Origin of the sequence: Catenulispora pinisilvae, assembly GCF_015356865.1 — a bacterium.
Classification (GTDB): domain Bacteria; phylum Actinomycetota; class Actinomycetes; order Streptomycetales; family Catenulisporaceae; genus Catenulispora; species Catenulispora pinisilvae.
Map to the genome: position 1 here is coordinate 41,544 of NZ_JAAFZA010000029.1, position 26,039 is coordinate 67,582.

At 70.5% G+C, this 26,039-nt stretch carries 25 protein-coding genes; 18 read left to right on the forward strand and 7 right to left on the reverse strand.

The features are described 5' to 3' along the window. Positions 1-45: 45 nt before the first annotated feature. The gene (locus tag IZR01_RS10900) at positions 46-624 is read left to right on the forward strand and encodes an HIT family protein (RefSeq protein ID WP_323746180.1); all 579 of its coding nucleotides are present in this window, start codon (positions 46-48) and stop codon (positions 622-624) included. A 5-nt stretch (positions 625-629) separates the two neighbouring features. Continuing rightward, positions 630-1,034 carry a thiol-disulfide oxidoreductase DCC family protein gene (locus IZR01_RS10905; RefSeq protein WP_194923736.1) on the forward strand — a complete coding sequence of 135 codons (405 nt, stop codon included), beginning with the start codon at positions 630-632 and terminating at the stop codon, positions 1,032-1,034. A 64-nt stretch (positions 1,035-1,098) separates the two neighbouring features. On the opposite strand, the gene IZR01_RS10910 is transcribed toward IZR01_RS10905, so the two are convergent. The 5 genes from IZR01_RS10910 to IZR01_RS10930 all read right to left on the reverse strand — a co-directional run bounded on the left by IZR01_RS10910 (position 1,099) and on the right by IZR01_RS10930 (position 8,283). After that, positions 1,099-1,584 carry a hypothetical protein gene (locus tag IZR01_RS10910; protein WP_228559173.1) on the reverse strand — a complete coding sequence of 162 codons (486 nt, stop codon included), beginning with the start codon at positions 1,582-1,584 and terminating at the stop codon, positions 1,099-1,101. Between the two features lie 21 nt (positions 1,585-1,605). Further along, complete coding sequence (locus IZR01_RS53130) at positions 1,606-4,083, reverse strand: polymorphic toxin-type HINT domain-containing protein (RefSeq protein ID WP_194923738.1); 2,478 nt, start codon at positions 4,081-4,083, stop codon at positions 1,606-1,608. 2 nt (positions 4,084-4,085) lie between these two features. After that, on the reverse strand, positions 4,086-4,997 hold the full coding sequence (locus IZR01_RS10920) for a sensor domain-containing protein (RefSeq protein ID WP_194923739.1): 912 nt from the start codon (positions 4,995-4,997) through the stop codon (positions 4,086-4,088). A 124-nt stretch (positions 4,998-5,121) separates the two neighbouring features. Continuing rightward, entirely contained in the window at positions 5,122-7,311 is a 2,190-nt protein-coding gene (locus tag IZR01_RS10925; RefSeq protein ID WP_194892615.1) for an elongation factor G-like protein EF-G2, read from the reverse strand. Between the two features lie 291 nt (positions 7,312-7,602). Then, the gene (locus tag IZR01_RS10930; RefSeq protein ID WP_194892614.1) at positions 7,603-8,283 is read right to left on the reverse strand and encodes a FadR/GntR family transcriptional regulator; all 681 of its coding nucleotides are present in this window, start codon (positions 8,281-8,283) and stop codon (positions 7,603-7,605) included. Positions 8,284-8,364: 81 nt separating this feature from the next. On the opposite strand from IZR01_RS10930, the gene leuA reads away from it, so the two are divergent. The 4 genes from leuA to IZR01_RS53135 all read left to right on the forward strand — a co-directional run bounded on the left by leuA (position 8,365) and on the right by IZR01_RS53135 (position 13,147). Further along, positions 8,365-10,149 (forward strand): 2-isopropylmalate synthase, encoded by a 1,785-nt coding sequence (gene leuA, locus IZR01_RS10935; RefSeq protein ID WP_228559175.1) that lies wholly within the window; start codon positions 8,365-8,367, stop codon positions 10,147-10,149. 147 nt (positions 10,150-10,296) lie between these two features. Continuing rightward, complete coding sequence (gene pgsA / locus IZR01_RS10940; protein ID WP_194892613.1) at positions 10,297-10,914, forward strand: phosphatidylinositol phosphate synthase; 618 nt, start codon at positions 10,297-10,299, stop codon at positions 10,912-10,914. Next, positions 10,911-11,975, forward strand: coding sequence for a phosphatidylinositol mannoside acyltransferase (locus IZR01_RS10945; RefSeq protein WP_323746975.1), 1,065 nt, complete (start codon positions 10,911-10,913; stop codon positions 11,973-11,975). Before pgsA ends, IZR01_RS10945 begins: the two co-directional genes overlap by 4 nt. Continuing rightward, the gene (locus IZR01_RS53135) at positions 11,972-13,147 is read left to right on the forward strand and encodes a glycosyltransferase family 4 protein (RefSeq protein WP_194892612.1); all 1,176 of its coding nucleotides are present in this window, start codon (positions 11,972-11,974) and stop codon (positions 13,145-13,147) included. Before IZR01_RS10945 ends, IZR01_RS53135 begins: the two co-directional genes overlap by 4 nt. 58 nt (positions 13,148-13,205) lie before the next feature. Here the strand turns inward: IZR01_RS53135 and IZR01_RS10955 are convergent, their stop codons facing one another. Continuing rightward, entirely contained in the window at positions 13,206-13,931 is a 726-nt protein-coding gene (locus tag IZR01_RS10955; RefSeq protein ID WP_194923740.1) for a hypothetical protein, read from the reverse strand. 64 nt (positions 13,932-13,995) lie between these two features. On the opposite strand from IZR01_RS10955, the gene IZR01_RS53140 reads away from it, so the two are divergent. The 12 genes from IZR01_RS53140 to IZR01_RS11015 all read left to right on the forward strand — a co-directional run bounded on the left by IZR01_RS53140 (position 13,996) and on the right by IZR01_RS11015 (position 25,197). Further along, positions 13,996-14,478, forward strand: coding sequence for a CGNR zinc finger domain-containing protein (locus tag IZR01_RS53140; RefSeq protein ID WP_323746976.1), 483 nt, complete (start codon positions 13,996-13,998; stop codon positions 14,476-14,478). 105 nt (positions 14,479-14,583) lie between these two features. Then, positions 14,584-15,126: a LemA family protein gene (locus IZR01_RS10965; RefSeq protein ID WP_194923742.1), complete on the forward strand. Its 543-nt coding sequence runs from the start codon at positions 14,584-14,586 to the stop codon at positions 15,124-15,126. Between the two features lie 239 nt (positions 15,127-15,365). Further along, positions 15,366-16,277, forward strand: a complete 912-nt coding sequence (pdxS, locus tag IZR01_RS10970) for a pyridoxal 5'-phosphate synthase lyase subunit PdxS (protein ID WP_194892608.1) — start codon at positions 15,366-15,368, stop codon at positions 16,275-16,277. Between the two features lie 3 nt (positions 16,278-16,280). After that, positions 16,281-16,895: a pyridoxal 5'-phosphate synthase glutaminase subunit PdxT gene (gene pdxT / locus IZR01_RS10975; protein WP_194892607.1), complete on the forward strand. Its 615-nt coding sequence runs from the start codon at positions 16,281-16,283 to the stop codon at positions 16,893-16,895. A 28-nt stretch (positions 16,896-16,923) separates the two neighbouring features. After that, positions 16,924-17,679 carry a YebC/PmpR family DNA-binding transcriptional regulator gene (locus IZR01_RS10980; RefSeq protein WP_194892606.1) on the forward strand — a complete coding sequence of 252 codons (756 nt, stop codon included), beginning with the start codon at positions 16,924-16,926 and terminating at the stop codon, positions 17,677-17,679. 344 nt (positions 17,680-18,023) lie between these two features. Further along, the gene (gene ruvC / locus IZR01_RS10985) at positions 18,024-18,536 is read left to right on the forward strand and encodes a crossover junction endodeoxyribonuclease RuvC (RefSeq protein WP_194892605.1); all 513 of its coding nucleotides are present in this window, start codon (positions 18,024-18,026) and stop codon (positions 18,534-18,536) included. A gap of 48 nt (positions 18,537-18,584) precedes the next feature. Continuing rightward, complete coding sequence (gene ruvA, locus IZR01_RS10990; RefSeq protein ID WP_194892604.1) at positions 18,585-19,211, forward strand: Holliday junction branch migration protein RuvA; 627 nt, start codon at positions 18,585-18,587, stop codon at positions 19,209-19,211. Positions 19,212-19,251: 40 nt separating this feature from the next. Next, a complete protein-coding gene (gene ruvB, locus IZR01_RS10995; protein ID WP_228559177.1) occupies positions 19,252-20,313 on the forward strand; it encodes a Holliday junction branch migration DNA helicase RuvB in 1,062 nt (353 codons plus the stop codon). A 295-nt stretch (positions 20,314-20,608) separates the two neighbouring features. Beyond that, a complete protein-coding gene (gene yajC, locus IZR01_RS11000; protein WP_194923743.1) occupies positions 20,609-21,127 on the forward strand; it encodes a preprotein translocase subunit YajC in 519 nt (172 codons plus the stop codon). A gap of 233 nt (positions 21,128-21,360) precedes the next feature. Next, complete coding sequence (gene secD / locus IZR01_RS11005) at positions 21,361-23,280, forward strand: protein translocase subunit SecD (protein ID WP_323746178.1); 1,920 nt, start codon at positions 21,361-21,363, stop codon at positions 23,278-23,280. Continuing rightward, positions 23,280-24,464 (forward strand): protein translocase subunit SecF, encoded by a 1,185-nt coding sequence (secF, locus tag IZR01_RS11010; RefSeq protein WP_194892601.1) that lies wholly within the window; start codon positions 23,280-23,282, stop codon positions 24,462-24,464. Before secD ends, secF begins: the two co-directional genes overlap by 1 nt. Positions 24,465-24,633: 169 nt before the next feature. Beyond that, positions 24,634-25,197, forward strand: a complete 564-nt coding sequence (locus IZR01_RS11015) for an adenine phosphoribosyltransferase (RefSeq protein WP_194892600.1) — start codon at positions 24,634-24,636, stop codon at positions 25,195-25,197. A gap of 662 nt (positions 25,198-25,859) precedes the next feature. Here IZR01_RS11015 and IZR01_RS50345 read toward each other — a convergent pair. After that, on the reverse strand, positions 25,860-26,039 hold a 180-nt coding region (locus tag IZR01_RS50345), incomplete at its 5' end, for a hypothetical protein (protein ID WP_228559179.1).

A 26,039-nucleotide genomic window follows, 5' to 3' on the forward strand; every position in this document is an offset into this window, starting at 1 on the left:
GACCGGTATTCCGTCTCGAAAGCCGTACCGCCTAAGCTTCGTTTCATGACCATGCCGCATTCGCCCGAAGACCCGAACCCGGAGGCCGACCTTCAGGTGCAGGACGGCGTCGGGGAGCCGGACGGCTTCCGGCGGCTGTGGACGCCGCACCGCATGGCCTACATCAAGGGCGAGAACAAGCCCACCGGCCCGGCCGCCGGCGAGGACCCCTTCTGCCGCATCCCGTCGCTGAGCGACGAGGACGGGCTGATCATCGCCCGCGGGGAACTGGTCTACGCGGTGCTGAACCTGTACCCGTACAACGGCGGGCACCTGATGGTGGTCCCGTACCGGCATGTGGCGGACTACACAGACCTGACCCTGCCGGAGACCGCCGAACTCGCCGACTTCACCAAGCGCGCGATGACCGCGGTCCGCGCCGCTTCCGGCGCGCAGGGCTTCAACATCGGCATGAACCAGGGCGACGTCGCAGGTGCGGGCATCGCGGCACATCTACACCAACACGTGGTCCCACGCTGGGGCGGGGACACGAACTTCATGCCCGTGGTGGGCCACACCAAGGTCCTTCCGCAGCTGCTAGGGGAAACCCGCAAGCTGTTGGCGGACGAATGGCCCGTAGACTGAGGGGTATGGACGAGGGCAGCTTCCCCAAGCCGGTTCTGATCTATGACGGTGACTGCGCCTTCTGCACGCGCTCGGTCAGCGTCCTCAAGCGCCTCCCGATCGATGCGGAGGTGACGGCTTACCAGTTCACAGACCTCGAGTTGTACGGAACAACCGAGGATCGGGCGACACACGAAGTGTTGTGGGTGGACCCGACAGGCCGAATCCACGGAGGCGCGCAGGCAGTTGCGCGCCTTTTGATTTCAGCGGGCGGAATCTACGCCGCGGCCGGATGGATGCTCCGCACCCCGCCGGTCCGCTGGATCGCGGCGGGCGTGTATCGCCTGATCGCCAACAACCGGCAGCGGATGCCTGGCGGCACCGCTGCTTGCGCGCTGCCGCCGGCGGCGCGTGGGAGTGTTTCGGGCTGAGCTGAGGCCTGACGAGTTCGGCCCCGCTGGAGGTTTCCAGCGGGGCCGAGGTTTGTCTGGCCGGCTAGAAGGAACCGAAGTAGCGATCCCACCAGGTTGGTGGGAATGAGGGGCTCATCTTGCGGAGGTGGCTCGGCCCGTAGTAACGACTCGTGAGCAATTCCTCGGGAACGACGACATACCCCGAGTCGGCGAGGGCTTGTTCTACTTTTGCCAGGTCGCCCGCGTCCAGCTCGCCTTCGGCTTGTGCGTGGGCGGTACCGAGGAAAGCCCCCGGATTCTCCGCGGCTACAAAGGCCAGAGATCCGAATTTGCTGATCGACACAATGATCCGTGTTTCGCGAACCGTCGCTTCGGCGGGCACCTCGACGCGGGCGTATTCGCTGGAGTCCTGTATCTCCGTGTCGGTAGCGCAGCGCGTTTCAAAGCTGACATCCAGGCCGTGAACCAGTGCGGCGAAAGACTCGACCATCGCCGTGGGGTTGTAACCCCGGGGGGATACGAGCCAATCCGGGTCGTCCAGCCGCTTCAGCAGATCGTTGAGGTCCACGTCGCTTCCCGTCATGCGATATCAGGGCCGTTGTAGAGTTCCGATAGGAAATGCCGTGAGCACTTTATCGGTGAGCGGTTCGAAGCGCACGTCGATCTTCACTGGGACGCCCTTCACGGTCACGGTCCCGATCACGTCTTGTACAGCGGGATCTCCCCTATGGGTCAGTCCGGTTTTCGGTGCCCATTTAGCAGACCCCGTCTTCCATGTTCGGGCGCTGTTGGGGTCTGTGAGGACGTCTGCTACCGCATTCAGGATATCGTCATCCGTCCAACTCTGGGGAAAGGGGTCCTGCGGGTTTCCCTGACTGTTGATGCCTCCTGGATAGCGATGGCCGGCCAGAATGTGATTCGACACCCCATCTCCGAGTACCTGACGCCCGAGGCCTTGGCCGCCACAGTTGTGGACGAGGACCGGCGTATCGCCCGCCACGACGTAGTACGTGTGCAGCCCGTCAATCGTCAGGTCGTAGGTGACGATCGGCCCGACGTGTGAGCGGACGCCCCGGACCGTCGCCTGCGTACCCGCGCTGCTCTGCAGCCGGTCGCCGCTTCTCAGCGCACCGGCGTCGACGAACCCGCCGGTGCCGGCGTCGTAGTACGGATGGTTCGCGGTCCCGGTGACGGTGCCCCCGCCGCCCGGCGTGTTCGAGCCCACGAGCACGTCGACGAAATCGGTGTCCGTCGTGGTGACGTGCACCTGGTCGACGCGGTGGACTTCGGTCCCGCCGCCGGGCCGGGCGTTCTCGATCAGGTCCCCGGCGTGAACGTCGGCGATCGGCTCGGTGCCGCCGTCGGCCATCAGGACCCTGGTGGATCCCGAGAAGCTGTGTTCCGGGCAGGGCGAATAGGCGCTGCTGCCGATCAGGGCCGCATTGGCGAAGGCGCTCGCCGCCTGGGTGGCATTCTGTAGCGCCAAATTCGAGAGCCGGATGATCGGTTTCCCGGTCGCCCCGAGCGCGGGGTTGCCCTGCGCGTCTACCGGGGCGACGGCATACGTGGGGTTGCCGTTGGCGTCCACGAGGACCGGCGCGTATTCGAGGTCGAACTGGTTCGCCAGCTTGCCCAGGCCGCGCTGGGCGAGCAGCTTGGGCAGCGCGGTGATACCGACCGGCGGCCCGACCACCGCTCCGGGCTGAGCCAGCGCCGGTGCCCAGGGCGACGCCGCAGCCAGCGGTGAGGCCAGCGCCGGCCGCGCGGTGTCGGCACCCTGGTTCGCCGTGGGCATCGGGCTCGCCTGCACGACATGGTCGACCACGACCGGCTTGCCGGCGATGTAGGTGGTGGCCTTGGCTCCCTTGTTGATGGCGTTGGTGTAGGCCTGTTGGCCCGGGGGTGCCGTGGTGCCCGCGGGTGGCAGGAGTTGGAGTACCGCGTAGTTGCCGCTGGGTTCGGGGATCAGGGCGCCGTAGGTCTGGACCGGGTTCACGTTGGCGGCCTGGTCCGCGGACATTCCGGCGATTGCGGCCGGGGGCAGGTACGTCGCCACCGTGGTCTGGGTGACGGTGAGCGGGGGTGCCGTGCCGGTCTGGGCCGGTCCTGCCTGGGCGCCCGCGGTGCCCGTCGCCCCGGTGGCGACCGCGTACGTGCCGACCTGTGCCGGGGCCGCCTGGTCGCCGCCGCCGCTGGGCAGTGCCCGGGCCTGCGGGGTCGGGGCGAGGACGGATGCTGGGGCGGACTGGTCGCCGCCGGCGGTGGCCAGGGGGCTGGCGCCGCCGGTCTGGGTGCCCGGGAGCGTGTTCTGGAGGAGTGCGGCGATCTTCGCGACGCACGCTTGGCGCTCGGCCTTCAGGTTCGTGATCTGGGTCTGGAGCGCCGCCACGGCGGCGTTGTGCTTCTGGATGTCGGCGTTGACCTTTGCCTGGTCGGCGCCGGCCTGGGCTTGTGCGCTCTGTAGTTGGGTGGTCTGTGCGGTGAGGGCGTTGAACTGGCTTTGCAGGTTCGCCTGTTGTGCTTCGAGGTTCGCCTTCTCCTGGTTGTACGCGGCCAGTTGGCTTGCTTGGGCCGGGAGCCGGAACTGGTGCGGTTCGCCGTTGTGGGTGGCGATGGCGGTGTTGAGGGCGTCGGCTTGGCCGTTGAGGGTGTTGGTCCGCGCTTGGGTGCTCGCGAACTGCGCGTCCAGGTTGGCCTCGCGTGTCTGTACGTCGGCCGCGCGTGTCTCAAGCGGGCCTTCTTCGGCCTTGGCCGCGCTTGCCTCCGCTGTGACGGCCTGCGCGTCGGCCTGGTACTTCGCCGCGATCGCCTGAGCCTCGGGCTCGGCCGTGGCGATCAGTGGCGCCGGCATATCAGGGGTCGGGGTCGGGGTCAGCCCGGAGTTGTCGTCGGTGGCCAGCCCGGCCGCGGTCGCGGTGGCCGAGACCGGCTGCGCGAGCGGAACAGTCGGGCCGGACGTGGCCTGCGCGGGTCCGGCGAAGGTCACCAGGCCCAGTGCGGCGGTGGCGAGCACCGCGACGGAGCGGCGCCGCAGCGAACCGCGGTCGGTAGCGGTGGAAACAGCCACGGCTACCCGCCCAACCGAGCCGTGAACTGCCCGGCGACCTGCGCCGCCGCCGACCCGCCGGCCCCGCCCTCACACACCGCGACCTGCACCACGTCCTTGCCCTTGAGCCGGGCCTGCCGGTAGCACGCCCACCCGCCGCCGGACTCCTGCGTGGCGGTCCAGACTAGGGTGTCCGAGGTAGCCGTGCCGACGCTGTAGTCCCACTTCACCGGGCTCTGATTCGGGTCGGTCCGGGTGGCCGACGGGCAGCCCTTCACGCCGTCGCCGAGCTTGCCGAACACGCTCGTGGCCTGGTCCGCGCTGCCGTAGACGCCGACGGTCTGGGTCACGGTGTAGTCCCCGGACCCGGCAGAGTCCTCATACGTCGTGGACAGGAAGACAGTCCAGCCCGACGTATAGCCGGACGCGGTCGCCGGTCCCACGGCCACCGCGCACAACGCCGGATCGGCGGTCAGCGCGGCCGGCGGCTGGTCGGTCTGGGGGCCGGCGATCACCGTCGTCCCGATCGCCTTGCTGACCTCGTCCGGCGTCAACACCGCGGCCTGAACCGTGCCCGGGACGACGTGCAGGGGGCTGGCCGCGGGCGGCGCCGCCTTGCTCGTCGGCCACATCGCCCAGGTCACGCCGCCGGCGGCGACCAGCAGGACGGCGAGTGCGATGACCAGGACCGCCCGGCGAGACGGCCTCGGCGCGGATTGCCCTGGAAGCTGAGGCTGCCCCGGCGGCTGCATCGGAGGCTGCGGCAAGGGCCGCACCAGAGTCGACCCGGCCTGCGACTGCAACCCCGGCTGCGACTGCAACCCCGGCTGCGACTGTGGCGGCGCCGTACCCACCGACGCCGGCCCCGGGACTCTCAATTGCATGGTCGGCTGATTCGCCGAGGACTTGCGCGGCACCGTCGTTCCCACCCTCACCCGTCGAGGTTCACCAGCGACTCACGGTGTTGAGTCTGAACACTGGTGTACATGACGGGCGGGAGGAGGGGTCCTGCGTCGGGACCCCTCCTGCCGTGTTAGGACCTTGCGTTCTTCGGTGCCCTCACGCCTCCTGCTCGACCTCGGCCTTCACCTTCGTCGCCAGCTGCGGCGGCATCGGCTCGTGCCCCAGGTAGCTCCGGGTGAACGTCCCGGTGCCGTGCGACAGCGAGCGCAGCTCGATCGCGTAGCGGCCGATCTCCACCTCCGGGGCGTCGGCCCGGATCACCGTGCGGCCGTTCTCGCCGGGCTCCGAGCCCGACACCCGGCCGCGCCGCGAGGACAGGTCGCCCATGACCGCGCCCACGTACTCGTCGGCGACCTGGATCTCCAGGCTGTCGACCGGCTCCAGCAGCAGGACGCTGGTCTTGGCCGCGGCGTCGCGCAGGGCCAGGGCGCCGGCGGTCTGGAAGGCCATGTCGCTGGAGTCCACCGAGTGCGCCTTGCCGTCGTAGAGGGTGACGCGCAGGTCGATCATCGGGTAGCCGGCCGCGACGCCGCGCTCCATCTGTGCCCGCACGCCCTTCTCCACCGAGGGGATGTAGTTGCGGGGCACCGCGCCGCCGACCACCTTGTCGACGAACTCGAAGCCGCTGCCGGACGGGAGCGGCTCGACCTCGATGTCGCAGATCGCGTACTGGCCGTGGCCGCCGGACTGTTTGACGTGCCGGCCGTGGCCCTTGGCGGCGCCGCCGAAGGTCTCGCGCAGCGAGATCCGGTGCGAGACGGTGTCCACGGCCACGCCGAACTTGTTCTTCAGCCGGTCCAGGACCAGGTCCATGTGCGCCTCGCCCATGCACCACAGCACCAGCTGCCGGGTCTCCGGGTTCATCTCCAGGCGCAGCGTGGCGTCCTCGGCGACCAGCCGGGACAGCGACTGCGACAGCTTGTCCTCGTCGCTCTTGGCGTGTGCGCGGATCGCGACCGGCAGCAGCGGGTCCGGCATCAGCCACTGCTCGATCAGCATCGGATCGTCCTTGCTGGACAGCGTGTCGCCGCTCTCGGCGTGCAGCAGCTTGGCCACCGCGACGATGTCGCCGGCGATCCCGGCGTCGATGCCGCGCTGCACCTTGCCCAGCGGGCAGGACAGCGCGCCGACCCGCTCGTCGATGTCGTGGTCGGCGTGGCCGCGGGCCTCCTGGCCATGGCCGGAGACGTGGACCGGCAGGTCCGGGCGCAGCGTGCCGGAGAACACCCGGACCAGGCTGATCCGCCCGACGTAGGGGTCGGTGGAGGTCTTCACCACCTCGGCCACCAGCGGCCCGTCGGGGTCGCAGGTCAGCGGGCCCTTCGGCTTGCCCTCCGGCGAGCTGGCCGGCGGCACCTCGTGCTCCAGCGGCGAGGGGAAGGCCTTGGTCATCAGCTCCAGCAGCTCGATCGAGCCCAGTGCCGGCGGAGCGGCGACCGCCCCCGAGGCGATCGCCGAGTAGGGCAGCACCGGATAGAAGGACCCGCGCGCGACCGCCTTCTCCAGGTCGTCGATCAGCACCTCGGTGTCCAGTTCCTCACCGCCGAGGTAGCGGTCCATGAGGGTCTCGTCCTCGCTCTCGGCGATGATCCCCTCGATCAGGGCGTTGCGGGCGTTCTCCACGCCCTCGCGGTGCGCCTCCTCGGCGTCGCGCTCGGTGCGCTCGCCCTCGGAGTAGTCGTAGATCCTCTGGGTCAGCAGCCCGATGACCCCGCCGACGTGTTCCTCGTCGTCCAGCAGCGGCAGGTACAGCGGCTGCACCCCGTCGCCGAAGATGCGCTGGCAGATCAGCACCATCTCGTCGAAGTCGGCGCGGGCCGAGTCCAGCTTGGTGACGACCACGGCGCGCGGCATCCCGACCGCCGCGCACTCCTCCCACAGCAGCCGCGTCGAGCCGTCGACTCCGTCAGCGGCCGACACGACGAACAGCGCGGCGTCCGCCGCCCGCAGTCCGGCGCGCAGGTCGCCCACGAAGTCGGCGTAGCCCGGGGCGTCCAGCAGGTTGACCTTCACACCCTGGAACTCCACCGGGGCCAGGGCCAGCGCCACCGAGCGCTGCTGCCGCTGTTCGACCTCGTCGAAGTCGGTGACGGTGGTGCCCTCCTCGACCCGGCCGGGCCGGCTCACCGCGCCCGTGGCCGCCAGCAGGGACTCGGCCAGTGTGGTCTTGCCGGCTCCGGTGTGCCCGACGAGCACCACGTTCCGGATCTGCTCGGGCCCGGAGGGCGTCGGCACCCTGCCGGCGGCCCCGGCGTGGCCGCCCTGTCCGCCTGATTTGTCTGCCATCGAGCGTGCTCCTTTTCCTGGGTCAGGGCGGCTCGTCACCGAGCCGGAGCCGATCTTGTCATGACACGGGGGCAACGGTTGTACCAGCTGTACATACTTCGTTACCCGGCTGTTCCTTGCAGCCAACTCCTATATCGGACAGGCCACAAGGGGGCGAGGCCCGAGTGGTTCACACGGTGTTCACGAGGTCGCGGCGCATCGGGTCGCAGCTCACGAGGTCTGGGCTCACAAGGTCTGGGCTCACGAGGTCTGGGCTCACGAGGTCTGGGCTCACGAGGTCGCGCGGGCCCCTCACGGAATCCGGCGCAGCGTGGTCGCGCCGATCTCCTCGGACACCACGGTCTCGGCCCGGTCCGGGTTCCCCTCCGCGACCGCCGCGATCAGGGCCGCGTGCGCACGGTGCCCCAGGTTCTCGTCGGCCCGGCCCAGCCGCTTGACCATCTCCACCAGGCCCTCCCGCAGGGTCGGGACGAACTGCTCGAACAAGGCGGTCAGCACCGGGTTCCCGGCCGCGGCCACGAGCGCCGTGTGCAGGGCGACGTCGGCGTCGACGAACTCCTCGTGGGACCTGCGCGCGGCGCGGGTCCGGCGCTCCAGCGCGGCTTCGAGCGTGGCGACGTCGGCCTCGGTGCGGCGCTCGGCGGCCAGCCGCGCGGCCCGGGTCTCGATCATCATCCGGACCTCGTAGAGGTCGGCGACCGAGGCTTTGCGCAGGTGGTCGGCCAGATCGGTCCGGGACTCCACGGCCAGCACGAACACCCCGGCCCCCTGTCGCGGCTGGAGCAGCCCCTCGCCGGCCAGGGCCCGGATCGCCTCGCGGACCGTGGAGCGGCCGACGCCCAGCGAGGCGGCCAGCGTGGTCTCGCCGGGCAGTTTGGTGCCGACCGGCCAGGCCCCGCCGGTGATCTGCTCGCGCAGCTGTTCGGCGGCCTGCTCCACGAGCGGGCTGGGCTGGATCGATCGCAGGCTCACGGCCCCAGTTGTACCACCGGCGCGGCGGTGCTCAGCAACTCAGGTGCTCAGCTTGTCTGAGGAGTGCTACCGTTCGGGGGCATGACGACCCGAGCCCTGACCCCGCCGTGGAATCCCCAGCAGCCCAGCCAGATGCCCTCGCATCGCTACCGGAGCGTCTTCGACCGGGTGGACGTCCCGCTCGCCGCGAAGACACAGCCCGCGCGCACCTGGCCCGACAACCGCTTCACCGCCGCGCCGCTGTGGGTCCCGGTGGACCTGCGGGACGGCAACCAGGCGCTGGCCGAGCCGATGGACACCGAGCGCAAGGCCCGGATGTTCGGCCTGTTCCTGCTGATGGGCTACAAGGAGATCGAGGTCGCGTATCCCTCGGCCAGCCAGACGGATTTCGACTTCGTCCGTTCGCTGGCGGCCCGCGACGACCTCCCGGAGGACGTCACCATCTCCGTCTTCACCCCGGCCAAGCCCGAGCTGATCGAGCGGACCTTCGCTTCGGTGCGCGGCCTGCCGAACGTGCTGGTCCACCTCTACACCGCGACCGCGCCGGCCTGGCGCGACCTGGTGTTGCGGGGCAGCCGGGCCGAGGTCAAGGCCTTGATCGAGGACGCCGCGGAACTGGTCGCCAAGCTCGCCGACCAGCGCTCGGGGGCGGGAAACGGTTCGGGTGCCGGCCGGATGCGCTTCCAGTTCTCCCCTGAGGTGTTCAACCTGACCGAGCCGGACTACGTGCTCGAGGTCTGCGACCGCGTCACCGAGATCTGGGACGCCTGTGCCGACCGCCCCGTGGTGCACAATCTGCCGGCCACGGTCGAGGTGGCGACGCCGAACATCTACGCCGACCAGATCGAGTACATGAGCCGGAACCTGGCCCGCCGCGAGGACGTGATCCTGTCCGTGCACCCGCACAACGACCGCGGTACCGGCGTGGCCTGTGCCGAGCTCGCGGTGCTGGCCGGGGCGCAGCGCGTCGAGGGCTGCCTGTTCGGCAACGGCGAGCGCACCGGCAACGTGGACCTGGTGACGCTGGGGCTCAACCTGCACGCGCAGGGCGTGGACCCGATGATCGACTTCTCCGACATCGACGCGATCAAGGCCGTGGTCGAGGAGTGCAACCGGATCCCGGTCCACGTGCGGCACCCTTACGGCGGCGACCTCGTCTACACCGCGTTCTCCGGCACGCACCAGGACGCCATCAACAAGGGCATGGCGCACCACGCCGCCTTGGCCGCCAAGCTGGGAGTGCCGCCGGACCAGGCGCCGTGGGATGTGCCGTACCTGCCGATCGATCCGGCGGACGTCGGGCGCGGCTACGTGGGCGTGATCCGGGTCAACAGCCAGTCCGGCAAGGGCGGGATGGCCTATCTGCTGCGCACGCACTACGGCGTCGACCTGCCGCGCGAGTTCCAGCCGGTGTTCTCGAAGGTCGTGCAGCGGGCCACCGACCAGCACGGTCAGGAGATGGCGCCGAAGGATCTGTGGGAGCTGTTCCGGGCGACGTATGTGGTGCCGGGGGAGGACGGCCCGTGGCAGCTGACCGAGCCGGCGTTCCAGGAGCTCCCGGAGGGCGGCCACCGGGTCGGGGCGAGCGTGATCCGCGCCGACGGCAGTGTTATCCCGGTATCCGGCTCAGGGAACGGGCCGCTGTCGGCGCTGATCGTCGCTCTGGCGAAGGCCGGGATCCGGTTCGAAGTACTCGACTATTCCGAGCACGCGGTGGCTCAGGGCGCCGACGCCGTGGCCGCCTGCTACATCCGGTCCCGGGTGGATGGTCATGAGGTCTGGGGGGTGGGCCTGAGCACCTCAGTGCTGACGGCGATGGTCCGGGCCGCGGTCTCCGCCCTGAACCAGGCGCTCGACCAGGCCTGACGACGGGTGCGAGGGGGTCGGGCCGGGACGGTCCCGCCCGGCCACCGAGGGTAGCCGGAGGCGGCCGGACCCCTATGATGGCCTCGCGGTCGGCTGGCCGCGGGACAGACGCCCCACTGACCCCACGTACCCGATTTCAGGACGGTCATGCTCAACCGTTACGCGCGTGCCTTCTTCACCGCCATCTTCACCCCGACCGCCCGGTTCTTCCTGAAGATCGGGATCAGTCCGGACGCGGTGACTCTGGTCGGCACGCTCGGCGTGATCGCCGGGGCGCTGTGCTTCTACCCGCGCGGGTCGTTCTTCGTCGGGACGGTGGTCATCACCGCGTTTGTGTTCTCCGATCTGATCGACGGCACGATGGCGCGGATTCTGGAGCGCACCGACAAGTTCGGGGCGTTCTGGGACTCCACGCTGGACCGGCTCGGGGACGCGGCGATCTTCGGCGGGCTGGCGTACTGGTTCGCCCGGGGCGGGAACCAGCCGGTGATGTTCGGGCTCTGTCTGGCGATCATGGCGCTGGGCGCGGTGGTGTCCTACGCCCGGGCCCGCGCCGAGGGGCTCGGGGTGAACGCCAACGTCGGCTACGTCGAACGCAGCGAGCGGCTGGTCGGGTCGCTGGTGGCGACCGGCCTGTCCGGGCTGGGCGTGCCCTACATCCAGGCGGTCACGCTGTGGGCCATCGCCATCGGGTCCTTCGTCACGCTGGTGCAGCGGGTGATGCTGGTCCGCAAGCAACTGCTCAAGGGGGAGGCGGTCGCGTGAGCGAGGGGACCGTGCGTACGGAAAGCGCCAAGGAGCGGCTGGTCAGCTGGGGGTACGGGGCGGCGTGGGGGGCGGTGAAGCTGCTGCCGGAGCGCGCGGCCTACCGGGTGTTCGACCTCATCGCCGACCGGCTGTGGGCCCGGCGCGGCGGCCAGGTGCGGCAGCTGGAGAAGAACCTGCTGCGGGTGCTGGGCAAGGACACGTCGGAGGCGGCGCTGCGCGCGGTCTCGCACCAGGCCATGCGGTCGGCGCTGCGGCAGTACTGCGAGCAGTTCCGCGTGCCGACGTGGAGCCGCGAGCGCATCATGAGCGGCGTCGACTTCCCCGCCGAGGACATAGGGCGGCTGAAGGCGGCGATGTCCTCCGGCCGCGGGGCGATCCTGGCCCTGGGCCACACCGGCAACTACGACCACGCCGGGGTGTGGCTGGTGCACTTCACCGGCGAGGGCTTCACCACGGTCGCCGAGCACCTGAAGCCGGAGTCGGTGGCCGAGAAGTTCCTGGACTACCGGCGCGGCCTGGGCATGGAAGTGCTGCCGCACGACGGGGGCCCGTCGGTGTTCGGCACGCTGGCCCGGCGGCTGCGGGCCGGCAAGACGGTCGCCCTGGTCGCCGACCGGGACCTGAGCGCCAGCGGCGCGCAGGTGACGATGTTCGGCGAGGCCACGCGGATCGCGGCCGGGCCGGCGGCGCTGGCGGTGCAGACCGGGGCGGCGCTGCTGCCGGTGCAGCTGTGGTACCCGTCGTATGGGCAGATGAGCATAAGGGTGGGGCTGGAGATTCCGGTTCCGGAGGACGGGAAGCGGCCGGAGAAGGTGGCCGTGATGTGCCAGCAGCTCGCCGACGCTTATGCCGAGGGGATCGCGGCGCATCCGGCGGACTGGCACATGATGCAGAAGTTCTTCCTCGCGGACTTGGATCCGGCGAAGGCACCCAAGGCGAAGCCGGCGGAGCCGGACTCCGCAGAGGCGAAGCCCGCAGAGACTGAGCCCGCAGAGTCAGAGCCCGCGGAGCCGAAGCCCGAAGAGGCGGAGTCGTCGCCGTCCCAGGGGGCGTCGTGAAAATCGGCGTGGTCTGCCCCTACGCGTGGGACATCCCAGGCGGCGTGCAGAACCACGTCCGGGACCTGGCCGAGCACCTGATCCGGCTGGGCCACGAGGTCTCGGTGCTGGCCCCGGCCGACGACGAGGCCTCGCTGCCGGCGTACGTCACCCACGCCGGGCGTGCGGTCCCGGTGCCGTACAACGGCTCGGTGGCGCGCGTGAACTTCGGCTTCCTGTCCGCCGCGCGGGTGCGGCGCTGGCTGCACGACGGCGCGTTCGACGTGCTGCACGTGCACGAGCCGTCCTCGCCGAGCCTGTCGATGCTGGCCTGCTGGGCCGGCTCTGGGCCGATCGTGGCCACCTTCCACACCGCCAACCCGCGCTCGCGGGCGATGACGGTCGCGTACCCGATCCTCCAGCCCACGCTGGAGAAGATCAGCGCCCGTATCGCCGTGTCCGAATACGCGCGCCGCACCCTGGTCGAGCACCTGGGCGGCGACGCGGTGGTGATCCCGAACGGCGTGGACGTCGGCTTCTACGAACGCGCCGAGCCCAAGGCGGAGTGGCAGACGCAGCCCGGGCAGGGCGGCACGCTGGCGTTCATCGGCCGCATCAACGAATCCCGCAAGGGCCTGGCCACGCTGCTGGAGGCGTTCCCGGAGATCGCCGCGGCCCGCCCGGGCGTGCGCCTGCTGGTCCTCGGCGGCGGCGACACCGAGGAGGCCGCGGCGTTCCTGCCGGACGCGGTGCGCGGCCAGGTGGAGTTCCTGGGCCGGCTCTCCGACACGGACAAGGCACGCCTGCTCTCCAGCGTGGACGTCTACGTGGCGCCCAACCTCGGCGGCGAGAGCTTCGGCATCATCCTGGTCGAGGCCATGTCCGCCGGAGCGCCGGTGCTGGCCAGCGACCTGGACGCCTTCGAGCTGGTCCTGGAGGGCGGCACGGTCGGCCGCACGTTCCCGGTCGGCGACGCCCACGCCCTGGCCGAGGACGCGATCGAGCTGCTGGGCGACGCCAAGGAGCGCGCGCGGCTGTCGGAGGCGGCCTCGCTCGCGGTGCGCCGCTACGACTGGTCGGTGGTGGCCGCGGACCTGCTCGCGGTGTACGAGATGGTGACGACGGATCCGGCTTCGGTGGCGCGGGCCGCCGAGGTGGAGGCGCTGAGCGCGGCCGAGTTGCTGGAGCCCTGAGGTTCCACGGCTGTCGCGCGGCCCGGGTGGTCCACCCGGGCCGTTTTCGCTGCCTGATTCAGCCCTCGAAATCCTCGAAGTCCTCGAAGCTCTCAGTGCTGCCGGTCGCACCGCCGAGCAGCCAGGGGATCCGCAGCTCCTCGGCGCTGACGCTGTAGGTCTGGACCAGGTCGGCGCGCTCGGGATCGTCCTCGGGCAGCGCGGAGGCCAGCGCGGCCTGTGCCGCGAGGGTCAGCGCCCGGGCGCCGAGCGCCGCGCGCAGGTGGAGCGAGCGTCGCAGCATCTGGACGCCCTCCGCGGGCTCGCGGTGTGCGGACAGGTGGCGGACGCAGATGGACTCCAAGCGCGCGTCCCGCTCCTTCACCCCGACTTCGAGCGCCGCCTCGAAGCGCGGGACCGCGCCGCCGGCGTCCCCGTCGACGTTGTCGAGCAGGCATCCCCAGTGGAACTCGGCCCAGCCGCGGGTGGCCCGGTCGCCGTCCCGCACCGCGTTCCGGAATCCGGCCTCGGCGTCGGCGCGGTCGTCCGGACGCGGGTCGCGGCGGAACAACAGGCGGCTGTAGGCCAGGCGCGCCCGCAGCACCTGGGCCGCCGGCGAGGCCGGGTCGAGGGCTGCGACGGCCTGCTCGGCCTCGTCGTGCCCGGCCAACTGGAAGAACCAGCGTTCCACGGCTATCTCGGCGCGCAGCTCGGGTTCGGTGTCGGGGGCCAGCGCGGCCAGCGCCGCGTCCCACTCTCCGAGCAGCCACAAACGCCGAGCTATGTAGGTGGTGTCAGCTATCATGGAGCCTACAGTAGGAATCGGCGATGTAGGCGGTCAAGTGCAATACGGTGACTACATAGGAAACGTGACCCGACTCGCGGTCGAGCTGGCCAACACCGCCACGCTGGACCTGGACGGCGAACTGGTCGCGGCGTTCTTCGACGAACACGAGGTCGTCCCGCCGCCCGACGGCACCTACGGCGGCCTCGCCGACCTGGTGTGCACCGCGCTGGCTCAGCTCGTCGACGGCGACGCCCCCGACGCGGTCCACCGGCTCCTGCGCGACTACCCGCCGGAGATGCACTTGTCCGACCACGACGGCGTCCTCCACATCCACTTCAGCCGCGACGGCGCCCCCGCCGAGCGCTGGCTGGGCCAGCTGATCGCGGCGAAGCTCGCCCTGGTGGCGGCCGGCGATCCGGCGGTGACGCTGGGCCGCTGCGCCGCGGCGGGTTGTGGAAACTACTTCGTGGACCAGTCCCGGAACCGCACGCGGCGCTTCTGCGGCAACGCCTGCGCGAGCCGCACGACCGTCGCGGCCTACCGAGCGCGCGCTACGCAGGGTTGAGAGCCACCGCTGCGCTCAGCCGGGGTTGCGCTGTGCGCGGTACTTTCCCGCCCCCTCATCGACCGAGGGGCCCAGACCACCCCCGGCCCACTAGGCTGACCAACCGTGTCCGTCCTCGTCTACGCCGCAGCGGTCGTCCTGCTCATCGGCCTCTACCTCAGCTGGACCGCCAACCGGCTGGACCGTCTGCACACCCGGCGCGACGCGGCCTGGGCCGCGCTGGACGCGCAGCTCGTGCGGCGGGCCTCGGTGTCGCTGGACCTGGCGGCCTCTCGGCTGCTGGACCCGGCCGCCTCGATCCTGCTCGACGACGCCGCGCACACCGCGCGCGACGCCGCCGCGGACAGCCGCGACCTCGCGGAGACGAACCTGACCCGGGTGCTGCGCGACGTCTTCGACGACCCCAAGGAGAGCCTGGCGCTCAAGGAGCGGCCGGGCGGGGGCGCGCTGCTGGTCGAACTGGACTCGGCCTGCCGGCGGGTGCAGTTGTCACGGCATTTCTACAACGACGCCGTGCGCGTCACGTGGGTGCTGCGGCGGCAGCGGCTGGTGCGGTGGTTCCGGTTGGCCGGACACGCGCCGTTCCCGGACCAGTTCGAGATGGACGACGAGGAACCGGTCGGCTTGCGCGGGATGGCCGCCGGGTAGTCTCGGGCGTGCGGGGCGCGGTAAGAGGCGCGTAAGGGGCACGGTGTGTGTAAGGACCATCACGGACCTGCGGTTCTGACGAGTCCCAGCCGACGCAAGTCGCCTCACCGTCCACTCCCGCATCCTGACCTGGCCAGATTGTCAGGTGGATCACACTTGCGCGCCCTCTAGGATGGTGCTCCGGAGGCAGTCCGCTCATCCGGCAGTTATTTAATCTACCTTCCCTTGTGAGGTCCACCGTGTCCGTGAACGAGACCAGCTCGCAGGCCCCCGAACTCGGTACCGCCCGCGTCAAGCGCGGCATGGCCGAGATGCTCAAGGGCGGCGTGATCATGGACGTCGTCACCCCCGACCAGGCCAGGATCGCCGAGGACGCCGGCGCGGTCGCGGTGATGGCGCTGGAGCGGGTGCCCGCGGACATCCGCAAGGACGGCGGCGTGGCCCGGATGAGCGACCCGGACATGGTCGACGGCATCATCGAGGCGGTCTCCATCCCGGTCATGGCCAAGGCCCGGATCGGCCACTTCGTCGAGGCCCAGGTGCTCCAGGCGCTCGGTGTGGACTACATCGACGAGTCCGAGGTGCTGACCCCGGCCGATGAGACCCACCACATCGACAAGTGGGAGTTCACCGTCCCCTTCGTCTGCGGCGCCACCAACCTCGGCGAGGCCCTGCGCCGGATCGCCGAGGGCGCGGCGATGATCCGCTCCAAGGGCGAGGCCGGCACCGGCAACGTGGTCGAGGCCACCCGGCACATGCGCCAGCTGCGCGCCGACATCAAGAGGCTGACGACGCTGGACTCCTCCGAGCTGTTCCTGGCGGCCAAGAACCACCAGGCGCCGTACGAGCTGGTCAAGGAGGTCGCGGGCACCGGCAAGCTGCCGGTCGTGCTGTTCACCGCCGGCGGCATCGCCACCCCGGCCGACGCCGCGATGATGATGCAGCTCGGCGCCGAGGGCGTCTTCGTCGGCTCCGGCATCTTCAAGTCCGGTGACCCCGAGAAGCGCGCCAAGGCGATCGTCGAGGCCACCACGCACTACGACGACGCGGACCTGATCGCCAAGGTCTCCCGCAACCTCGGCGAGGCCATCGTCGGCATCAACCTGGACACGCTGCCGGCCGAGCAGCGCTACGCCTCGCGCGGCTGGTAGTGCATGGCGACCACAGCTGACCCGGTGATCGGCGTGCTCGCGCTGCAAGGCGACTTCCGCGAGCACGTCGCGGCCCTGAAGGCGATCGGCGCCCGCAGCGCTCTGGTGCGCCGCCCCGACGATTTGCAGTCGGTCGACGCGCTGATCGTGCCGGGCGGGGAATCCACCACGATGTGGAAGCTCGCCACCACGGCCGAGATGTTCGAGCCGGTCCGCAAGCGGATCGCCGACGGGATGCCGGCCTTCGGCACCTGCGCCGGGATGATCATGCTGGCCGACCGGATCACCGACGCCGCCGCCGGTCAGCAGACCTTCGGCGGGCTGCCGATCACCGTGCGGCGCAACGCTTTCGGGCGACAGACCGAGTCGTTCGAGGAGCCGATCGCCTTCGACGGCATCGGCGAATTGGCTGGTGTCTTCATCCGCGCGCCGTGGGTGGAGAGCGTCGAAGACGGTGTCGAGGTGCTGGCTCGCGTCACGAGTGGCCCGGCAATCGGTAGGATCGTCGCGGTCCGGCAGGGAAACCTGCTGGCGACGTCCTTCCATCCGGAGCTGACCGCGGACCGCCGGATCCACGAGTTCTTCGTGGCGATGGTGCACGACCGCGGCTCGGCCTGAATGAATTCGTAGTTAGGGAGCAGGGGTAATGTCCGGCCACTCCAAATGGGCGACCACCAAGCACAAGAAGGCGGTCATCGACGCCAAGCGCGGCAAGCTGTTCGCCCGGCTGATCAAGAACATCGAAGTCGCCGCCAAGACCGGCGGCGGAGATGTGACGGGTAACCCCACGCTCTTCGACGCGGTCCAGAAGGCCAAGAAGAACTCGGTCCCGGCCGACAACATCGACCGCGCGGTCAAGCGCGGGTCCGGCGCGGAGGCCGGCGGCGCCGACTGGCAGACCATCATGTACGAGGGCTACGCCCCGAACGGCGTGGCGGTCCTGATCGAGTGCCTGACCGACAACCGCAACCGCGCCGCCTCCGAGGTGCGGGTGGCCATGACCCGCAACGGCGGCTCGATGGCCGACCCGGGCTCGGTGTCGTACATGTTCACCCGCAAGGGTGTGGTGATCGTCCCCAAGTCCGGCAGCCTGACCGAGGACGACGTCCTGCTGGCGGTCCTGGAGGCCGGCGCCGAGGAGGTCAACGACCTCGGCGAGGCCTTCGAGGTGGTCAGCGAGGCCGCCGACCTGATCCCGGTGCGCACCGCGCTGCAAGGCGCCGACATCGACTACGAGTCGGCCGAGTCCTCCTTCCTGCCGTCGGTGCAGGTGGAGCTGGACGAGGACGGCGCGCGCAAGGTGTTCCGCCTCATCGAGGCCCTGGAGGACAGCGACGACGTGCAGAACGTCTACGCCAACTTCGACGTCTCCGACGACGTCATGGAGAAGATCGACGCCTGATAGGCGCAGCTCTCCCTCGGAGCCGGGCACGCTGATGGCGGCCCGGCTCCGTCGCTGTGTCCGTCCGCGCCGCTAGACGATTGATTCCTGGGGGTACCGGCGCGAAACGACACGCAGCCTCTGGCTGCCAAGGGCACAGTAGCGGCGCCTGGCCGCCCCGGCCGGCCACCCGAAGCCAACCAGGGCTGAGGGCGGCCGTCCGGGTCGCCCATGCTTGCTGCTGAGCCGTTTCGCAAAACTGCTTGTCGGCTGGCGGTCCTGCTTGCCGGAACCCCCAGGAATCAATCGTCTAGGCTTCCCTGCACAAGAGAACTGCTGTTTGTCGCAACGGAGGTCGGTCGCGCGTGCGGGTGCTGGGGGTCGATCCGGGACTGACGCGGTGCGGCGTGGGGGTGGTCGAGGGCACGCCCGGGCGGCCGCTGACGCTGGTCGGGGTCGGCGTGATCCGCACCCCGGCGGACATGGACCTCTCGCGCCGGCTGCTGGCCATCGAGACCGGGCTGGAGGAGTGGTTCGCCGAGCACCGGCCGGAGGCGGTCGCGGTCGAGCGGGTCTTCAGCCAGCACAACGTGCGGACCGTGATGGGCACCGCGCAGGCCAGCGCGGTGGCGATGCTGGTGGCCGCCCGGCACGGACTGCCGGTCGCGCTGCACACGCCGAGCGAGGTCAAGGCGGCGATCAGCGGATCCGGGCGGGCCGACAAGGACCAGGTGGCGGCCATGGTGGCGCGGGTGCTGCGGCTGCCCGAGCCGCCCAAGCCGGCCGACGCCGCCGACGCCGCGGCCCTGGCCATCTGCCACATCTGGCGCGGGACCGCGCAGAACCGGCTGGCCGCGGCGATCGCGAAGCAGCGGTGAGCGCTTTCATGAATTCAGCACAGTGATCAGCACAGTGAGGAGTGGCGCGTGATCGCCTTCGTATCCGGCCCGGTGGCCTCGGTGACCCCGACCAGCGCGGTGGTCGAGGTCGGCGGCGTGGGCATGCTCGTGCACTGCGGCCCCGGCACGCTGGCCGCCCTCACCGTCGGGGAGAAGGCGAAACTCTTCACCGCCCTGGTGGTCCGCGAGGACTCGCTGACCCTCTACGGCTTCACCACCGACGACGAGCGCGCCACCTTCGAACTCGTGCAGACCGCCAGCGGCATCGGCCCGAAGGTGGCCCAGGCCATGCTCTCGGTGCACTCCCCGGACACCCTGCGCACCATCTTCATGACCGGCGACGAAGCCGCCCTGACCCAGGTCCCGGGCATCGGCAAGAAGGGCGCTCAGCGCCTGCTCCTGGAGCTCAAGGAACGCCTCGGCCCGCCCACCGGCGCCGTCCCGGGCCAGACGCACAACGGCTGGAGCCGCGCCGGCCTGGGCTCCTGGCGCGTTCAACTGCTCGAGGCGCTGACCGGCCTGGGCTGGACGGCGCGGGAGGCGGACGACGCGGTCACGGCGGTCGGCCCGCTGGCCGCCGAGCAGGAGGCGGCTGGGCAGACGGTGCAGCTCGGGCCGTTGTTGAAGGCTGCTTTGCGGACGATGAAGAAGTAGCCGGGGCTGGCCATCGCTTCAGTCGGAGCGCCCTGACACGATGGACCCCGAGTCCGTCCCGAGCACACCCCCCAGGAGAACCGCCGCCGTGGAACAGGAAACCGAACGCCTCGTCTCCGGCGCCGCCGTCAGCGGCGACGCCGAGGAGCAGGCGGCCGAGGCGGCGCTGCGGCCCAAGCGGCTGGCCGAGTTCGTCGGGCAGCCCAAGGTGCGCGATCAGTTGTCGCTGGTGCTGGACGCGGCGCGGCTGCGGGCGGCGGCGCCTGATCACATCCTGCTGTCCGGGCCGCCCGGGCTGGGGAAGACGACGCTGTCGATGATCATCGCCAATGAGATGGCGGCGCCGATCCGGATCACGTCCGGGCCGGCCATCCAGCACGCCGGCGACCTGGCCGCGATCCTGTCCTCACTGGCCGAGGGCGAGGTGTTGTTCCTCGACGAGATCCACCGGATGTCGCGGCCCGCCGAGGAGATGCTGTACATGGCGATGGAGGACTTCCGGGTCGACGTCATCGTCGGCAAGGGGCCCGGGGCCACCGCGATCCCGTTGGAGCTGCCGCCGTTCACGCTGGTCGGCGCCACCACGCGCTCGGGCCTGTTGCCCGCGCCGCTGCGCGACCGGTTCGGGTTCACCGCGCATCTGGAGTTCTACTCCGCCGAGGATCTGGAGTACGTCGTCAACCGCTCCGCGCGCCTGCTCAACGTGCGCATCGACGCCGAGGGCGCGAAGGAGATCGCCGGGCGTTCGCGTGGCACCCCGCGGATCGCGAACCGGCTGCTGCGGCGGGTGCGCGACTACGCCGAGGTGAAAGCCGACGGCGCCGTGAACCTGGAGATCGCGCGGGCCGCGCTGGCCGTCTACGAGGTGGACGAGCGCGGCCTGGACCGGCTGGACCGCGCCGTGCTGCACGCGCTGCTCAAGCTGTTCGGCGGCGGCCCGGTCGGGCTGTCCACCCTGGCCGTGGCGGTGGGGGAGGAGTCCGAGACGGTCGAGGAAGTGGCCGAGCCGTTCCTGGTGCGGGAGGGCCTGCTCGCGCGGACGCCGCGGGGCCGTATCGCGACCGCCGCGGCGTGGGCGCATTTCGGCCTCAGCGCCCCGTGATCAGGTGAAGCGCGCCGATTACCGCTTGATATCGGGCATATCACGCCAGGCGGCGCGACAACATCGTTCTCGGGAGTCCCACCAGGGGACTTGCGGCGCTCGGGACCCTATGCGGTTCACAAGTTCCGGATGATTTCGACTACGTTGGGTCACGGGAACCGGCCGAAGGCCCCGGACCGTTGTTCGGGGCGTATCGGCTCGCATAAACTCCCGCGAGTCGGGCGGTGCCCCCCACCGCCCATCAGCGACCTCCCGGCCCGGCGCCGGCGGTCTTCAACAAGGACCAGCGACACCTATGGGATCTCCTGTTTTCCTGATCTGGATCGTCCTGATCGGGGCGATGTTCTACTTCATGATGATCCGGCCGCAGAAGCGGGCGCGCTCGCAGCAGTCCGACATGCAGCAGCACCTTCAGCCCGGTGCGTACGTGCGGACCACGGCCCAGATCATGGGCACCATCGTCGAGGTCGGTGACGACTGGGCCATCGTGGAGACCACCCCGGGTACGCGGATCAAGTTCGGCAAGCCCGCGATCGTCGGCGTCATCCTCGAGGACGAGGACACCGCCGACGACAGCGCCGAGGACGCCGAGTCGGCTGAGGACGCGCCGACCCCCGGCGGCATCGGCGACGCCCCGGCGGCTGAGAAGCGCTCCGTCCAGGACGCGGTGCCGGCCCAGGCCCAGGACTCCGTCCCGGCCGAGTCCGACGAGTCCGACGAGTCCGCTGACCAGAGCGCCGAGGAGACCGCGGACGCGGCCACCGACCTCAAGCCGGCTGGGGAGGTCAAGGACGCCGAGCCGGCGAAGTCGTGACCGCTGTCGCGAAAAGGCTCGGCAACGGAAAAGGCTTCCTCACCGAAAACCTGTAAGGTCGCACCGCCGCCACGGACCGTGTACTACCGGTCCCGGCGGCGGGGCGGCGTGGGGTGTGACCGACGCGCCGGCGCCGGACACGACACGACACGAAGAGACGGACGAATCCCTTGGCCGGATCGAAGGCTCCGCGGTCCCGGAACCGCAAGACGAGCCCATGGACACCCCTGACGGTGCTAGCCGCCGTCATCATGGCGCTGGTCGGCACCATGATCGGCACCGGGCACAAGACCCCCCAGCTCGGCATCGACCTGGCCGGCGGCACCACGATGACGATGACCGCCCAGGGCAACAAGGCCCCGGCGACCGGCGACATGGACACCGCGCTGCAGATCATGCGGAACCGGGTCAACGGCCAGGGTGTGTCCGAGGCCGAGGTGACCAAGCAGGGCAACAACGCGATCGAGGTCGACCTGCCCGGCAAGAACTCCTCGGAGCTGCTCAAGCAGCTCGGCCAGACCGCGAAGCTGTACTTCCGCGTCGTGGTCGCCGACCCGACGCAGTACGGGGTCCCGGCCCGGAGCACCGTGGCGCCGCCCACGGCCGCGCCGTCCTCGCCGACGCCGAGCCCGTCCGGGGCCACCACGCCGTCCGGCTCGTCCAGCTCCAAGGCGTCCAGCACGCCGTCGTCCAAGAGCAGCGGCTCCTCGGCGACGACGTCCTCCTCATCGAAGGCGAGCACCCCGAGCACCCCCTCGGGCACCTCCTCCTCCACCCAGCACCGGGTGGCCGACCAGGGTCTGAAGGACTCCGACGTCGCCAGCTCCGACACCCCGTCGGGCTCCTCGACCGCGTCGACCGCCAGCTCCAAGAGCTCGGCCAGCGGCTCCAAGAGCGCGGCGTCGACGCCTTCGACCCCGCCCTCGACCCCGGCGGCGAACCCGTCGTCCCCGGCCGCCTCGCCGAGCGCGGCGCCGAGCGCCCCGGCCACCGCGCCGGACGGCACGGTGAAGGAGACCACGCCGAACGCCACGGCGCTGAACCTGTACGAGACCATCGACTGCACCAAGCCGCCGACGACCCTGGGCAGCATGTTCGCCGCCAACCAGTTCTCGGTCGGCTGTGACTTCACCAGCCACGAGCCCTACCTGCTGGAGCCGGCCGACGTGGACGGCAAGGACCTGTCCAGCGCCTCGGCCAACGCGGTCACCGCCGGCGGTTCGAACGCGTTCCTGACCGGCCAGTGGGAAGTCGACCTGTCCTTCAACAGCAAGGGCGCCGCGGACTTCGGCCGGGTCACCACCGAGCTGAACGGCAACGGCGGCCAGTTCGCCGTGGACCTGGACGGCACCGTCTACAGCGCGGCCACCGTGCAGCAGCCGATCACCGACGGCAACGCCCGGATCACCGGCACCTTCACCCAGAAGCAGGCCCAGGACCTGGCCAACGTGCTGAAGTACGGCTCGCTGCCGATCACCTTCGACCAGGGCAACGTCTCGCAGATCTCGGCCTCGCTGGCCGGTAACCAGCTGACCGCGGGCCTGGTCGCCGGCGGCATCGGCATGGTGCTGGTGATCTTGTACCTGATCGCGTACTACCGCGGTCTGTCGATCGTCGCCGTGTCCTCGCTGGTGATCTCCGCCATCTTGACCTACTCCCTGGTCAGCCTGCTGGGCTCGGCGATCAGCTTCCGGCTCTCGCTGGCCGGTGTCGCAGGTCTGGTGGTCGCGATCGGCATCACCGCGGACTCGTTCGTCATCTTCTTCGAACGGCTCCGCGACGAGGTGCGGGAAGGCAGAACCCTGCGAACCGCCGTGGACCACGGCTGGGTCCGGGCCCGCCGCACGATCATCTCCTCGGACTTCGTGTCCTTCCTGGCCGCCTTCGTCCTGTACGAGGTCTCGGTCGGCACCGTGAAGGGCTTCGCGTTCACCCTCGGCCTGACCACGCTGCTGGACATCGTGGTGGTGTTCACCTTCACCAAGCCGATCGTCACGCTGCTGGCCCGCCGAAAGTTCTTCAACGACGGACACCCGTGGTCCGGCCTGGACCCCAACCGCCTGGGCGTCAAGAAGTCGCCGGGCATCCGCCAGACGATCGTCGACCGCCGTGCCGCCGCTCGCGGGGGCTCTGCGGAAGGGATGGAAGCCTGATGTCCGCCCACAACAGCTGGGGCAACCGCCTGTACCGCGGCGAGGTCTCCTATGACTTCATCGGCAAGCAGAAGCGCTGGTACGGCCTGTCCGGGGCGCTTCTGCTCATCTCGATCGTGTCCCTGCTCACGCTCGGGCTGAACTTCACCCTGGACTTCCGGGGCGGGTCGCAGTTCGACATCGTGGCGCCGAACTCCAACAGCCAGACCGTCAGCAAGATCCAGGACGGCGTCGGCGCGATCGTGAAGGACCCGACGGTCCAGACCTCGACCGACTCCGCCGGCAAGCACATCATCGTCAAGACCACCCCGCTGAGCTCCGACCAACTGGCCCAGGTGCGCCAGGTGATCGCCACCGACAGCGGGGCGAAGGACCCGAACGCGGTGGGCGTCACCCTGGTCTCCGGCTCCTGGGGCCACGAGATCACCCAGAAGGCGATCGAGGGTCTGATCATCTTCGTCGCGCTGGTGATGCTGTACCTGGCGGTCTTCTACGAGTGGAAGATGGCGCTGTCCGGCATCATCGCCCTGATCCACGACCTGGTGATCACCGCCGGTATCTACGCCCTGATCGGCTTCGAGGTCTCCCCGGCCACGGTCATCGGCTTCCTGACCATCCTGGGCTACTCGCTCTACGACACGGTCGTGGTGTTCGACAAGGTCCGGGAGAACACCAAGGGCCTGGGCTCGGCCAAGACCGACCAGAGCTACACCCAGGCCGCGAACCTGGCCGTCAACCAGACCCTGATCCGCTCGCTGAACACCTCGCTGATCGCGCTGATCCCGGTGGCCTCGCTGCTGTTCGCCGGCACCGTGGTCAGCGGCGGCGCCGGTGTGCTGCAGGACCTGGCGCTGGCCCTGCTGGTCGGTATCGCGGTCGGCACCTACTCCTCGATCTTCATCGCGACGCCGCTGCTGGCCGACCTGAAGGAGCGCGAGCCGGAGATGCGCACGCTGAAGCGCAAGGCGCTGGGCGCGCAGAACAAGGCGGCGGCCAGGGCCGAGCGCAGCGGGGTGCCGACGCAGGACCGGCTCGCTCCCGGGCTCGCCGGCGCGGGGGGCGAGGGCGACCTGGAGGCGGCCGGCGCGGCCGAGAGTTCCGGGCGCGAGGTGCCGCGTGGGCCGCGGAACCAGCCGGTGCGCGGGGACCGCGGGCGGAACCGGCCTAGCGGCAAGCGGCGGTGAGGCCCCGCGCGGGGCGGTGAGGCTTCGCACGGAGCTGAGGCTTCGTACGCGGCTGAGGCTTCGTACGCGGCGCTGAGCGCGGGAAGCCGCGCTGACGCGCTTCGCGGCACCGCCGACGGCCCCCTTCGGGCGGCCGGAAGCGGTGATCGCGCAGGGTAAGCTCACCGGAGTGAGCTTCCCCGAAAACCCCGGTGGCGGGGACCTGTCCAAGGTCCTCGCCACTCGCATTCTCGACGTCCCGGACTACCCGCAGCCGGGCGTCGTCTTCAAGGACATCACCCCGTTGCTCGGCGACCCGTCGGCGTTCGCCCCGGTGGTCGAGGCGATGGCCGAGCAGGTGCGCGCGGCCGGGGCCACCCGCGTCGCGGGGCTGGAAGCACGCGGCTTCATTCTGGCGGCGCCGGTGGCGCTGGCGGCCGGCGTCGGCTTCGTCCCGGTCCGCAAGGCCGGCAAGCTCCCGCGCGACACCTACCGCGAGGACTACCACCTGGAGTACGGCACCGCGACGATAGAGGTCCACCGCGACGCCTTCGAACCGGGCGAACGCGTGATGATCGTCGACGACATCCTGGCCACCGGCGGCACCGCCGTCGCGGCGGCCAACCTGGTCCGCGACGCCGGCGCCGAACCGGTGGGACTGGCGGTGCTGATGGAACTGGGCTTCCTACACGGACGCGAGCGCTTCGAAGCGGCGGTCCCGGAGGCCGCGATCCACACGCTTCTGGTGGTCTGAGCTGGGTCTTGCTCCGACTGGGAAACAATGTCTACTGAGCGGTCGTTACACTGGGCGAACCCACTGGAGTGAGAGGGACCCCGCTTGGCGACGAAGGAGCAGGTCGGATCGACGGCCGGGACCGGTGCGAACGGCGGCGACGACGCCGCGGCGAACGGGACGGCCGCCACAGGGCACGACGCTGCTGCGAAGTCGGGTAAGACGGGGCGAGGCAAGGGCTCCGGGGCTGGTGGCCGGACGGCCGGGAAGGCTGCCGGCGGCACTAGTGGCGCGGCTGGGGATGCTTTGACCGGGACTTCTGCCGCGCAGGCCAGTGGCACGCCTGATGCAAACGGCACTGCTGCTGAGGCTTCTGCGCCAGCCGGCACTGCTCCCGCCGTCCCCGGCTCTGCTGCCGATGCCCCTGCTCCTGCTGTCACCGGTACTGCTGCTGTGCCCGCCAGCGCTGCTCCTGCTGCCGGTGGCGTCGCTGCCACAGCGGGCGCCGGCTCCGCGCCCGCTGCCACAGTCCCTGCGGCCAAGGCCGCCGCTGCTCCGGCCTCGACAGGCGCCGCTTCAGCTTCCGCCCCGGCCAGCTCCACCGCGGCCGCCAAGAAGCCCTCTGCCTCTGGCGCCGCCGCAATAGCGGCCCAGAGCGCCGGCACGCCGCCTCCCGCCAAGCCTCAGCCTCGCTCGCACTCGCACTCGCAGTCGCCGAAGCCGACCTCGCAGGCTCCGAAGGCCGCCGCCCCGTCTCCGTCGGCTACCGCTGCGCCCGCTACCCCCGCGGCGTCCGGCCCCACGCCGTCCGCTGCCGCGCCCTCCGCGCCCGCACGGCCGTCGTCCGCCTCCTCGGCCACCCC